This window comes from Knoellia remsis, assembly GCF_003002895.1.
Taxonomy (GTDB): Bacteria; Actinomycetota; Actinomycetes; order Actinomycetales; family Dermatophilaceae; genus Knoellia; species Knoellia remsis.
In genome coordinates, this window is the sequence record NZ_PVTI01000043.1 from 1 (window position 1) to 12,847 (window position 12,847).

The following is a 12,847-nucleotide window of genomic DNA, read 5'->3' on the forward strand; positions in this document are numbered from 1 at the left end:
GGAGGTGACCACCGAGCTGATCGCCGGCGCCATCAACGCCTAAACCACAACCCTCGACGGATCACCGTCGTACACCACCGATCCGGACTTGACCCGTGGATGTCTCGGGCGTGTGCGGTCGGGATCACGAGCTGGTCCTTTCGTTGCCGGCGTTGGCTCCTTGGTTCGGTGGCGACGTCTGGTGTTGTCGTCTATCCCCATAAGGCGTCAAGCGGTGTCTTCGTGCTCACTCCAAGCGACAACTTCTGCCGGCCCCCGTGGCGGGCGGCTTGGACAGCGGCTGAGCCCCATGTCCGTGCTTCGTCACCCAGGGCCGCACACGGGCCTCCCGTGAGCGGAGCCCAGAGACGTTGAGCGGGGCAGACGAAGGGCGCTGATGGTCGGCTGGTAGGCCTCAGAATCCGGTCGTGACGGGAACTGGCCAGCCGCTCGACGTCCGCGGTGGCAGCCGCCGAGCCTCTGGCCGCCGGCGGTGCGGTCTTCTGGACAGCGGCGAAGCTTGGTGCAGACACGCGCCGGGAGGGTCGAGCCGACCGGGCTCAGCCGCTGGGAGGGCTGGCCGACCGGGCGTCCTTGACGAGCTGGGCCGCTGACGGCGAGGCCTTACAGGCATCGGCGGCCCTGGCCGGGTATGGCTGCAGCCGCCCTTGGTCCTGAGCGCGAGCTTGGTCGCCACGGGGTCGACCCGTCACCTCGAGCACCTCGACCGCGGAGCCGAGCCTCAGCCGGGCCGCGTCCGCTGTGCACCGGTGATGCTCGTGCGTGACGTGTCAGTGGCTCACGTCCACGACGAGGTGCGGCCTCCCCGACGCGCCCGTGTCATCGGCGAACTCGTCGGCGATGCGGTCGACGAGCGGCTGCAGGAAGAGGCGTCCGAGCTGGCGCACCATGATGGTGACGACCTGCTCGCCGACGGTGTGCTTCGTCGAGGCGACGCCGGCCTCCCGGAGGTCGTGGACCTGCTGGGCGGAGAGCCGGCTGAGCCGACTGACCAAGTCGCCTCGCTGGGCGCTGCCATCGAGGATGGCCCGTCGAAGGTAGTCGACGGTCGCTTGGTTTGCCGAGAGCATGGCGGCGACAGCACGGTCGCGTTCGGCCGCGATCTGGTCCGGCGGGTAACTGCCGAGCGGGACGGAGGCGATCGTCTCAGCGAACTGCTCGACGATGGCGAACTCCACGGCTTCGCGCAGTGCCTCCTTCGTCCCGTAGTGGTGGACGATGAGCCCGACCGTGACGCCCGCGGCTGCCGCGACCGCGCGTAGCGAGGTGGCGTCGACGCCGTGCGCTGCAAAGAGGTCCAGTGCGGCGTTCCGGATCCGTGCCTTGGCCGTGAGGTCGTCGGCGCGAGTTGGCACACCGGGCTGTCGTTGCGCCATGTCCTCGTCGTGCCTCCTCGGTCCGCTGTCTGAGATCGGTCCGATCCTAGCTATTGCACAATCGTACGCCATACTATACAACTGTACAGACGTTGGTTGATGGCAAAGGAGCTCCAGGTGTCGAGGACGACAGACGCGACCGCGCTCGCGGGTGTCAGGGTTGTTTCCCTGGCCGTGAACCTCCCCGGACCCTTGGCGGCCGCCCGCCTCGTTTCGATGGGTGCGTCAGTGACCAAGGTCGAGCCGCCGTCGGGGGACCCGCTCCAGGCGGTGGCCCCGGGCTGGTATGACGAGCTCGTCGCGGGCCAGGAGGTTGTCACCCTCGACCTCAAGGACCCGGCGGGTCGAGCAGCGCTGGAGGGGCGGCTCGCGGTTGCCGACGTGCTGCTGACCGCGATGCGCCCCTCGGCGCTCGCGCGGCTCGGACTGGTTGGGAGCGCCGAGCGGCATGGTCTCGTCCTTGTCGAGGTCGTCGGCTACGACGGGGAGCGTTCCGACGAGGCAGGCCATGACCTGACGTACCAGGCCGCGCAGGGCACACTCCTGCCGCCGGCCATGCCCCTCGTGCCGCTCGTCGACGTGCTCGGAGCGGAGCGGGCGGTGAGCGCGACGCTGGTCGGGTTGCGTCGGAGGGCGTCCGTGAAGACGAACGGGCGCGAGCGCGTCGTGCTCGACGACGTGGCCTTCCACGCGTCGGCTGCGGTGCGCCACGGCCTGACGGCTCCCGGTGACGTCCTCGGTGGGGGCCTGCCCACCTACGGCATCTACGCGACGGCCGACGGGCACGTCGCCGTGGGCGCGATCGAGCCTCACTTCGCCCGCCGGCTCGCCGACGCCGTCGGGCGCACGCGTGAGGAGCTCGCCGCTCGCTTCGGCACCGAGTCCAGCGCCCACTGGGAGTCGCTGGGCCGTTCGCTCGACATCCCCGTCGTTGCGGTCCACGACCCGCGTGCCGCTTTCGTTGACCGCACGCCGGTCCAGTCCCACGACCTCGCCTGATCCCCCGAACGCCCAGGAGCCCGCCATGCCCAGCCTCGCCCAGGTCCTCGCCAGGACGGCCAGCCGCGTCCCCGACCGGGTCGCCGTCCAGTTCGATTCCACCTCAATGACCTATGCCGTGCTCGACGCTCACGTCAACCAGCTCGCCCGTGAACTGGCCAGCCGGGGCCTGGCCAAGGGCGACCGACTGCTCCTGCTCTCGGGCAACAGCGACGCCTTCGTCGTCGCGCTCTATGCCGGCCTACGCCTCGGGGCCATCGTCGTGCCCGTCAACCCCCGCTCGGCGCCCGGCGAGATCGACCACTTCGTCAGCGACTCCGGCGCCAGGCTCCTGCTCTTCGGCGCCGAGCTGGTCGACACCGTCCGGGCGTGGCAGGAGGCGCGACAGAGCGCGGCTGGCATACCCGTCCTAGCCCTCGGTGACGCGTCCGGCTTCGACAATGTGCTGGCGGCCGCGGCCGGCCAGTCCGCTGAGCCGGTCGATGTCGAGGTCGCCGAAGGCGACGACGCGCTCATCATCTACACCTCGGGCACCACGGGTCGTCCGAAGGGGGCCCTCTTCGACCAGCACGGCATCTTGTGGGTGGGGATCAACACGGCCGTCGGTCTTGGCCTGCGCGAGGGGGAGCGGATGCTGCACGTCGCTCCGCTGTATCACTCTGCAGCCCTGAACATGCTCCTCATCGGCGGCATGATGTACGGCGCCACCCACGTCATCCTGCCCGGCTTCGACCCCGAGACGGTCCTCGAGACCATCGAGCGCGAGCGGACCACCTTCTTCTTCGGCGTCCCGACGATGTACACCTTCCTGCTGCGCACCCCCTCGATCGCCACCCGCGATCTGTCCAGCCTGCGGGTGTGCATGTACGGCGCCGCCCCGATGCCTGCCACCACCGCCGAGGCGCTCGTGGCCGCCCTGCCGGGTGCCTCGATCATCCAGGCCTGCGGACAGACCGAGGGCGGCCCGGGAGGCATCCTGCTCCAGCACGACGAGGTGCTCGAGCGCCCGAGCGCCAGCGGCCGCAGCGCCGTCCCCAACACCGAGGTCCGCATCGTCGACATCGAGGGCAACGACGTGGCCCCCGGGGGCGTCGGTGAAATGATCATGCGCGGCGAGACGATGATGAAGGGCTACTGGGGCAAGCCCGACGCGACCGCCGAGACGGTCCGCGACGGCTGGGTGCACACCGGGGACCTCGCGAGCGTGGACGAGGACGGGTACATCACCCTGGTCGACCGGCTCAAGGACATGATCATCACCGGGGGCCGCAACGTGTACTCCGCCGAGGTCGAGAGCGCCCTGGCCGGCCACCCGGCCGTGGGGGACATCGCCATCGTCGGGCGCCCGGACGACGAGTACGGCGAGAAGGTCGTCGCCGTCGTCACGCCACGGGACGGCTCCGAGCTCACGCTCGCGGACCTGCGCGAGTACGGCGCGCGGCACCTCAGCAGTTACAAGCTGCCCCGCGAGCTCGTCATCGCCGAGATCCCCCGCAACCCGTCGGGCAAGATTCTCAAGCACCTCATCCGGGAGAAGCTCCATGGCTGAGCCGGCCCGTCCGCGCGCCAGCGACGGCTCCCTCGCCGACCCGCCCGCGCGGCATACGTGGCAGACCCTGCGGCTGACCGTCGACGGGCCCGTCGCCACGATCGAGCTCACCCGCCCCGAACGCCGCAACGCACTGAGCACTGGCTCGGCGCACGATCTGCTCGCCGCGCTGGCGGACGTCGCCGAGGACGATGCCCTGCGCGTCGTCGTGCTCACGGGGGCCGGTGGCAGCTTCTGCGCAGGCGCTGACCTGATCGACCTCGACCCCGACCGGCTCGGCGACGCGATGGTCGAGTTCAACACCATCATCCCGGCGCTGCGCGACCTGCCCCAGCCGGTCATCGCGAAGGTCCGCGGCGCCGCCGTCGGCGCCGGGTGCAACCTCGCCCTGGCCTGCGACTTCGTCCTCGCGGACGAGACCGCACGGTTCGCGCAGATCTTCCCGCGTGTGGGCCTGTCGATCGACCTCGGCGGCAGCTGGGTGCTGCCGCGGCTCGTCGGCCTCCGGCAGGCGAGGGAGCTGGCCCTGCTCGGGGATGACGTCGACGGCGAGACGGCCGCCCGGATGGGGCTCATCGCCCGCTGCGTTCCCACGCACGAGCTCGACGCGGCCGTCGACGGCCTGGCCGGTCGGCTCGCCGCCTTCTCCCGCTCCGCCCAGGCCCGCACCAAGCACCTGCTCGACGCGACGTGGGACGACACCCTCGCCGACGCCCTGCACCACGAGGCGGCCGCGCAGGTCGCCAACGCCTCCACGCCCGAGTTCCACCACGCCCTGACCACCTTCCGCACCCGCCACCAAGGAGCCCAACCATGACCCGTGAAGCCGTCATCGTCGACGCCGTCCGCACGCCCGTCGGCAAGCGCGGCGGCCAGCTGCGCACCTGGCATCCCGTCGACCTGCTCGCGCACACGCTCGCCCACCTCACCGAACGCACGGGCGTGGACCCGGAGCGACTCTCCGACGTCATCGTCGGCTGCGCTATCCAGCGCGGCGAGCAGACCGGCAACGTCGCCCGCAACGCACTGCTCGGCGCGGGCCTGCCCATCGGGCTGCCCGGCACGACCCTCGACCGGCAGTGCGGCTCCGGGCAGCAGGCAGTTCACTTCGCGGCCCAGGCGATCAAGTCCGGCGAGTACGACTTCGCCATCGGCGCCGGCGTCGAGTCCATGAGCCGGGTCGACCTCGGCCCGCTCTTCGTCCCCGGCGGCGGACGAGGCGACTGGTACGGCGAGCGGGCCCTCGCCCGGTTCGACGGCGAGCTGCCCGCACAGGGCCCGTCCGTCGAGCTCGTGGCCAAGAAGTGGGGCTTCACCCGCGAGCAGCTCGACGCTTTCAGCGTGCAGAGCCACCTGCGCGCCGCGGCGGCGACCGACGCCGGCCACTTCGCGTCGGCGCTCGTGCCCCTCGACGGCACGCACAAGGACGGCACGATCGCGCCCATGGTCCGGGACGAGGGCATCCGATCCGACATCGACCCTGCGCGAGTCGCCGCGCTGCAGCCCGTGTTCTCCCCGGATGGGGTCATCACCGCCGGCAACGCCTCGCAGATGAGCGATGGCGCCGCCGCCCTGCTCGTGGCCGAGCGCGCCGCCGCCGAGGCAGCCGGCCTGCGGCCCCGCGCACGGATCGTCTCGATGGCCGTGGCCGCGGACGACCCGGTGCTCCAGTTCACCGCGATCGTCCCAGCCACCCAGAAGGCCCTGGACCAGGCGGGCCTGACCGTCGGCGACATCGACCTCGTCGAGGTCAACGAGGCCTTCTCGCCGGTGCCGCTGCTGTGGCGGGAGGAGTTCGGGTACCCCGAGGACCAGCTCAACGTCAACGGCGGCTCCATCGCCATCGGCCACCCGCTCGGCTCGACCGGCGCCCGGCTGCTCACCCAGCTCGTCAACGAGCTCGAGCGCAGGAAGGCCCGATACGGGCTGCTCACCATCTGCGAAGGCGGCGGCATGGCCAACGCCACCATCATCGAGCGCATCGCCTGAGGAGAACCGCCATGGACATCAGCAACCGCACCTTCCTCGTCACCGGCGGCGCATCCGGGCTCGGCGGCGCGACCACCGCCGCCTTGCTGGAGCGGGGCGCGCACGTTGTCGTCGCCGACCTGGCCGGGACCGCACCCGCCGGCTCGGTGTTCGTCGAGACCGACGTCACCGACCCCGACGCGGTGGCCCACGCCGTCGACGTCGCCACCCAGCAGCCGGGACCGCTCTCGGGTGTCGTCAACTGTGCGGGCATCGGTGTGGCCGAGAAGGTTCTCGGCAAGACCGGCCCGCATGCGCTGGACCTCTTCACGAAGGTCCTCCAGGTCAACCTCGCCGGCACCTTCAACGTCATCCGTCTCGCCGCCGCTGCCATGAGCCAGGCCGATCTCGGCCCCAGCGGAGAACGTGGCGTCATCGTCAACACCGCCTCGGCCGCCGCCTTCGACGGCCAGATCGGTCAGGCGGCCTACTCCGCCTCCAAGGGTGGGGTCGTGGCGATGACTCTCCCCATCGCCCGCGAGCTCGCCCGGTACGGGATCCGCGTGGCGACCATCGCGCCGGGTCTGTTCCTCACCCCGATGATGGGCGAGCTGCCCGAGGCGGCCCGGGAGTCACTGGGGCAGCAGGTGCCCTTCCCGGCCCGCTTGGGCGACCCGTCCGAGTACGCCGCCCTCGCGATCCACATCATCGAGAACCAGATGGTCAACGGCGAGGTGATCCGTCTCGACGGAGCCCTGCGCATGGCCGCGCGCTGAAACAGGAGACCCTCATGACTTCCACCTTCACCAGTCGCCCCCTGACCACGGGCTACCCATCGACGATGGGCGACGATGTCCAGCTCAATACGACCACGCTCATCCGGCACGCGGCGCGCACGCACCCCGAGCGTGAGATCGTCTACCGCAGCCCGGAAGGGGGCTGGGACCGCTACACGTACGCGGCGGCATACGAGCGCGTGACCCGTGGCGCCAATGCCCTGCGCGGGCTCGGCGTCGAGCCCGGTGACCGGGTCGGCATCCTCGACTGGAACAGCCGCCGCCACTACGAACTGTACTGGGCGATCCCGGGACTCGCGGCGGTCATGGTCCAGCTCAACCTGCGCCTGGGGCCGGAGGACCTCTCGTTCGTCATCGAGGACAGCGGCACGTCCGTCATCTGTGTCGACGAGTCGCTGCTGCCGGTCGCCGAGGCGGTCGCCCCCCGGCTGCCCGGGGTGCGCGCCTGGGTCGTCATGAGCGACAAGCCGCTCTCGCAGATCGAGACCAGCCTGCCCAACGTCCACCACTACGAGGACCTCGTCGCCGCCGCGAGCGGGCACATCGCCTGGCCGGAGGTCGACGAGCACTCCGCGTACAGCGCCTGCTACACGACCGGCACCACCGGCCGGCCCAAGGGCGTCTACTACTCGCACCGGGCGATCTACCTGCACTCCTACGCCATCGCCACGAACATCGGCATGGTCCTCGACGACTGCACCATGCTCATCACCCCGATGTTCCACGGCCAGGCGTGGGGCCTGCCGCAGGCGGCAACGCTGATGGCGAACAAGATCGTCCTGCCCGGCCGCTACGTCGCCGAGGACACCAAGCCGCTGACCGACGCCATCATCGCCGAGGGTGTCACCATCACCAACGGCGCGCCGGCGATCTTCCTGCCGATGCTGCACTACATCGAGACGCTCGAGGAGAAGCCGGATCTGTCCCGGCTGCGAATGATGTCCGGTGCGACCGAGCCGCCGCTGTCGATGATGCGCGGGTTCCACGACCTGACGGGCGCCGAGATCGTCCACGCCTACGGCGCGACCGAGACCACACCGCTCGTGACGATGAACCGGTACAAGCCGAGCGTTCGGGAACGCCTCAGCGAGGACGAGCTGTTCGAGCTCAAGCGCAAGCAGGGCCTGCCCGTCACCGGCGTCGACATCCGGCTCATCGACGGCATCGGCAACGACGTGGTCTGGGACGGCGTCACGCAGGGCGAGATCTGCATGCGCGGCCCGTGGATCACCCAGACGTACCACAACATGCCCGACGACGACCGGGCCGACCGGTTCCACGACGGCTACTGGCGCAGCGGCGACGTCGGGACGATCGACGCGGACGGCTACCTGAAGGTGACCGACCGGGTCAAGGACGTCATCAAGAGCGGTGGGGAGTGGATCTCCTCGATCGACATGGAGAACCTGCTCCTCAGCCACCCGGCGATCGCCGAGGCCGCCGTCGTGGGGCTGGCCCACCCGAAGTGGCAGGAGCGGCCCTTCGTTCTCATTGTCCCCAGGCCGGGGCAGGAGGTCACCCTCGAGCAGGTGCGCGACCACCTCTCCGCCGCCTTCGCCTCCTGGCAGCTGCCTGACGCCATCGAGATCGTCTCGGAGATCCCCCGCACGAGTGTCGGCAAGTTCGACAAGAAGCGGATCCGCGCCGCGTACGCGGGAGCCTACGAAGGAGACCACGGCAATGCCTGAGCAGCTCGTGACCGTCGAGCGCCACGGCACCACCGTGGTGCTCACGCTGGACCGGCCCTCCGCCCTCAACGCGTTGAGCCGCGCGCTCGTCGCCGAGCTCGCCGAGCGCCTGGAGGAGGCCGCCGCAGACGAGGCTGTCCGCGCTGTCGTGCTCACCGGGTCGGCGAAGGCCTTCTGCGCCGGCGCCGACATCAGCGAGATCCCCAACATGACCGGGGCCTCGCCGCTGGACACGCTCCCCTTCGACCGGCTCTTCGACACCGTGGCCACCCTGAGGGTCCCGACGATCGCAGCAGTCCGCGGGCTCGCCTTCGGCGGCGGCTGCGAGCTCGTCCTCGCCTGCGACACCGCCGTAGCCGGGCGATCGGCGCGCTTCGCCGTACCCGAGGTCAGGCTCGGCGTCATCCCCGGCGCGGGCGGCACGCAGCGCCTGGTCCACGCCGTGGGCAAGGCCAAGGCGATGCGCATGCTCGCCACCGGGGCGCCGGTCGACGCGGAATGGGCCTACGCCGCAGGACTCGTCGCGGACCTCGTCGACGACGACCAGGTCCTCCACCGCGCTCTCGAGCTCGCCGGCCAGATTGCCGGAAACGCCCCACGAGCCGTCGCGTATGCCGTCGACTCGGCTCGCCGGGCCAACGACCTCCCGCTCCACCAAGGCCTCGCCCACGAACGCCGCAACTTCCTGCTCGCGCTCGGCACGTCCGATGCGCAGGAAGGCGTCGCCGCCTTCACCGATCGACGCACCCCCGCCTTCACCGGCAGATAGGACGACCCAGATGATTCTCGACGACTACCGGTCTCCTTGGCTGACCGAGGACCTTGCAGACCTGCAGCAGCTGGCCCGGACCTTCATGCAGAAGGAGGTCGTGCCCAACCAGGCGCGCTGGGCCGAGCAGCACATGGTCGACCGCGACTTCTGGCGCGCCGCCGGAGCCGCCGGGCTGCTGTGCATCAGCATCCCCGAGGAGTACGGCGGGGGAGGGGGCACGTTCGCGCACGAGGCCGTCATCGCCGCCGAACAGGCCCGGGTCGCCGACGACGCCTGGGCCAACAGCGTCCACAGCACGATCGTCGCCCACTACCTCGCCGCATTCGGCACCGAGGAGCAGAAGCGGCGCTGGCTGCCCGGTATGGCCTCCGGTGACCTCGTCGGCGCCATCGCGATGACCGAGCCCACCACGGGCTCGGACCTGCAGCGGGTGCGCACCCGCGGCCTACGCGACGGCGACGACTACGTCATCAACGGCTCCAAGACGTTCATCTCCAACGGCACCCACGCCGATCTGCTCGTCATCGTCACGCGGACGAGCGACGAGCCGGGGGGGCGGGGCCTGTCGCTCATCCTCGCCGAGACGAGGGACCTGCCCGGCTTCCAGCGGGGCAGGGTCTTGGAGAAGATCGGGATGCACGGGCAGGACACGCGGGAGCTGTCGTTCGTCGACATGCGAGTGCCGGCCGCCAACCTCCTCGGCGGCGTCGAGGGCCGGGGCTTCCAGCAGCTGATGGAGCAGCTGCCCCAGGAGCGGCTCATCATCGCCGTCACCGCCGCCGCCACCGCCGAGGCCGCCGTCCGTGAGGCCGTCGCCTATGCCAAGGAGCGGGAGGCCTTCGGGCAGGACCTGCTCTCCTTCCAGAACACCCGCTTCGTCCTGGCCGAGTGCGCCGCCGACGCACTCGCCGCCCGAACCCTCGTCGACAGCTGCATCACCAGGCACGTCGCCGGCGAGCTCGACGCAGCCGGCGCCTCCCTGGCGAAGTTCTGGTGCACCGACATCCAGAACAAGGTCGTCGACCGCTGCCTGCAGATCTTCGGCGGCTACGGCTACATGATGGAATACCCGATCGCGCGGATGTTCGCTGCCGCCCGCGTCCAGAAGATCTACGGAGGAACGAACGAGATCATGAAGGAACTGGTGGCCCGAGCCCTATGACCTGCCCCGACGTCGACACAGCACCCGTGCTCCTGCCCGCTGAGGACATGCCCGTCGGGCAGGAGATCGAATGCGGCTCATACCAGGTCACGGAGGACGAGATCGTCGAGTTCGCCTCGGCCTGGGACCCGCAGTACTTCCACGTCGACCGCGATCACGCCGCGCACAGCGACTTCGGCGGCCTGATCGCCAGCGGCCTGCATACGGCCTCGATCTTCCAAAGGCTCGCAGCGACCGGTATGTACCAGCGGTACGACGTCGTGGCCGGCAAGGAGATCCACGGCATGCGCTTCCTCCGCCCCGTTCGCGCCGGTGACGTGCTCACTTGCACCGTCACCATCCAGTCCAGGGAGCCGGCGGGGGCCGGCCGATGCCTCGTGACCATCGCCGGCGGACTGCGGAATCAGCACGGCCGCCCGGTGCTAGAGCTCCACGTCGACTCGCTGGTCAGGTCGCGAGATGCGAGTTCAAGGAGCGAGTAGGTCCGCGAACACGAGCACGCGTTGGCCCGGCGAGCTGGCGCCTTCGTGCGGCGCGCTTGTGTGGTCTGCTGTGCTGTGATTGGCCGCCGGACGCGTGTGGCCCATTTGTGGCATGTCACTCCGCGTTCATTTTCGAGGCTCCGACGTCGTGCCACGGGGAGGGGATGGGCCGCCCACATGCGCAAACCGTGCGGTCGGCAGTCGGGCTCGAACCGACCGGCGGATTACAAGGGCGATCGGTACCCGCTCAGCCTGGCCGCGATCCCCGAAATCGTGCGTGGTTCCTACCGGTTCGTTGACACTGCGACGCGTCCGTTTCGGTGACTGTGTGCCACAAATGTGCCACAGGCGGCTCCTCTCTCCTCATCGTCAGGCAACTCACCCTCCAGAAGGGACCGCCGGAGACCCAGCGATCAGACGCGGGGGAGCGGAAATGCCACGATAGCCCGGTCTCCGGCACGTCCTGTCGCGGCGAAAGGACGCAGCTGCGGGACCTTCGCTGGCCCTGACCGTTCGCGGCCGTGGACGACGTGCCTTTGCGCGCGTACGCGGGAGATCTAGCGCTCTGCGTGCACCACGTCGACGAGACCGTCGGCGATCTCGTCAATCGTCGACACAGCGGTGTTCAGTGCCAGCACCCCTGCAAGCAGGGGGGAGTGACGCTGGACCTCGTCCTTGGAGACGTGATGCCATATGGGCAGGACGAGGTTCTGCCCGGAGTCCATCTTCTTTCCAAAGAGCGCGTCGAGTTCAGCCTGAGTCCAGTGCTTGGCGAAGAAGTGCGGCGAAATTATGACGACGCCGAAACGGCAGCCAGCTATGCCAGCTTCGATCTCTTGCCGGATGCTCTGGCCGACCCTGACCTTCATCTCGTCGAACCAGACCGTCACTCCGCGGGCTTCAAGGGCGTCCTTGAGTGGGCGCGCGATCTCGTCTTTGTCCTCGCTTGCATGAGATAGGAAAACGTCGGTCGCAGACGGGTTCTGCGTCGCTCCAAGGTTTGGAGGTTCGGCGAGACTTCTGTCGCCGAAGGAGTCGCTGAGGTGGCGCGGAGCGAACCGATCTGAAGACTCCAGCGCGGTGCGGCGCAGGTCTGCGAGTGCCTTCGATTGAGCGGCTGATCGCTCCTTCTCGTACTTCTTCTGAGCCTTGGTTACCTTGACCTCGGTCTCTGCTAACTTCTTCTCGAGGTCGGCGCGCTTCTTCTCCGCCTCGTTGGCATCCTTGGTCGCGCGCTCCGCCTCGGCCGACCTCATGCGGATCGTCGAGGCGGTCTTGCTCCTTGCGGCAGCAGCTTGAGCGTCAGAAGCCTTCTTACGTTTGGCGGCAACAGTGCTTGACATGCGGCCGATGTCGGTTCGGATCCGGTTCGCCGCTTCACGCTGGCGACGGAGTTCGCTCTCACTGCTCAATCGAATGACCTCCCGAGGCACACGCCCTTGATCGCTGTCTCAAGATCGTATGCGGCCGCGTCGACCAATCCGCTGATCGCATGACATTTCCTCGGCGTGGTCGTGGCGCTCGTAGGTTCGGGTTCGCGTGTCGGCCGAGGATTTGCTCGTCGCGAGGGAAGGGCTGCGCGTGTCGGGACAGACATAGCGCCGCATCACGTGGCGACTCGCGGCGGCCAAAACGCTGTCCGCAGCCAAGACGCTAGCCGGCGTGGTGCAACGAAGCTGGTCCTCGTCCGCGGGGTTGGGCTAGGGCCGTTGGCGGCGGTGTGACTCACCCTGTGGGGTCAAGTCCGGATCGGTGGTGTACGACGGTGATCCGTCGAGGGTTGTGGTTTAGGCGTTGATGGCGCCGGCGATCAGCTCGGTGGTCACCTCCTCGTTCCCGGCCTGTCCCTCGCGGGCGATGAGCACGGCGCGGGCGTTCTTGAGGGCTTCGAGGCCGAGGTAGCGGCGTTGTTCGGCCCATTCGTCGTGCTGCTCCGCGAGGACGGCCCCGACGAGCCGGATCACGGACTCGCGGTTGGGGAAGATCCCGACGACGTCGGTGCGGCGGCGGATCTCTCGGTTGAGGCGCTCGTTGGGGTTGTTCGACCAGATCTG

General features: G+C 69.4%; 12 protein-coding genes. 9 read left to right on the forward strand and 3 right to left on the reverse strand.

The annotated features are described in order from the left end of the window. Positions 1-770 precede the first annotated feature (770 nt). Positions 771-1,376, reverse strand: coding sequence for a TetR/AcrR family transcriptional regulator (locus BCF74_RS16320; protein ID WP_106299001.1), 606 nt, complete (start codon positions 1,374-1,376; stop codon positions 771-773). A gap of 99 nt (positions 1,377-1,475) precedes the next feature. Here BCF74_RS16320 and BCF74_RS16325 point away from each other — a divergent pair, with 99 nt between their 5' ends. From BCF74_RS16325 to BCF74_RS16365, 9 genes are read left to right on the forward strand one after another with little or no spacing between them, the layout of a single operon-like run. After that, the gene (locus BCF74_RS16325; RefSeq protein ID WP_106299002.1) at positions 1,476-2,375 is read left to right on the forward strand and encodes a CoA transferase; all 900 of its coding nucleotides are present in this window, start codon (positions 1,476-1,478) and stop codon (positions 2,373-2,375) included. 25 nt (positions 2,376-2,400) lie between these two features. Then, on the forward strand, positions 2,401-3,924 hold the full coding sequence (locus tag BCF74_RS16330) for a class I adenylate-forming enzyme family protein (RefSeq protein ID WP_106299003.1): 1,524 nt from the start codon (positions 2,401-2,403) through the stop codon (positions 3,922-3,924). Continuing rightward, complete coding sequence (locus tag BCF74_RS16335; RefSeq protein ID WP_106299004.1) at positions 3,917-4,741, forward strand: enoyl-CoA hydratase/isomerase family protein; 825 nt, start codon at positions 3,917-3,919, stop codon at positions 4,739-4,741. Before BCF74_RS16330 ends, BCF74_RS16335 begins: the two co-directional genes overlap by 8 nt. Beyond that, positions 4,738-5,913 carry a thiolase family protein gene (locus tag BCF74_RS16340; protein WP_106299005.1) on the forward strand — a complete coding sequence of 392 codons (1,176 nt, stop codon included), beginning with the start codon at positions 4,738-4,740 and terminating at the stop codon, positions 5,911-5,913. Before BCF74_RS16335 ends, BCF74_RS16340 begins: the two co-directional genes overlap by 4 nt. Before the next feature lie 11 nt (positions 5,914-5,924). Continuing rightward, on the forward strand, positions 5,925-6,668 hold the full coding sequence (locus BCF74_RS16345) for an SDR family NAD(P)-dependent oxidoreductase (protein ID WP_106299006.1): 744 nt from the start codon (positions 5,925-5,927) through the stop codon (positions 6,666-6,668). Positions 6,669-6,682: 14 nt separating this feature from the next. Then, a complete protein-coding gene (locus BCF74_RS16350) occupies positions 6,683-8,377 on the forward strand; it encodes a long-chain-fatty-acid--CoA ligase (RefSeq protein WP_106299007.1) in 1,695 nt (564 codons plus the stop codon). Continuing rightward, on the forward strand, positions 8,370-9,146 hold the full coding sequence (locus BCF74_RS16355; protein WP_106299008.1) for an enoyl-CoA hydratase/isomerase family protein: 777 nt from the start codon (positions 8,370-8,372) through the stop codon (positions 9,144-9,146). The genes BCF74_RS16350 and BCF74_RS16355 overlap by 8 nt, the downstream gene beginning before the upstream one ends. Before the next feature lie 10 nt (positions 9,147-9,156). Continuing rightward, entirely contained in the window at positions 9,157-10,311 is a 1,155-nt protein-coding gene (locus tag BCF74_RS16360) for an acyl-CoA dehydrogenase family protein (protein ID WP_106299009.1), read from the forward strand. A 26-nt stretch (positions 10,312-10,337) separates the two neighbouring features. Further along, a complete protein-coding gene (locus BCF74_RS16365) occupies positions 10,338-10,793 on the forward strand; it encodes a MaoC/PaaZ C-terminal domain-containing protein (RefSeq protein WP_218279301.1) in 456 nt (151 codons plus the stop codon). 557 nt (positions 10,794-11,350) lie between these two features. Here the strand turns inward: BCF74_RS16365 and BCF74_RS16370 are convergent. Together BCF74_RS16370 and BCF74_RS16375 are read right to left on the reverse strand one after the other, a co-directional pair. Further along, positions 11,351-12,205 (reverse strand): toll/interleukin-1 receptor domain-containing protein, encoded by an 855-nt coding sequence (locus BCF74_RS16370; protein WP_146133021.1) that lies wholly within the window; start codon positions 12,203-12,205, stop codon positions 11,351-11,353. Positions 12,206-12,580: 375 nt separating this feature from the next. Then, a partial coding sequence (locus tag BCF74_RS16375) for a transposase (protein WP_177426686.1) occupies positions 12,581-12,847 on the reverse strand: 267 nt, incomplete at its 5' end.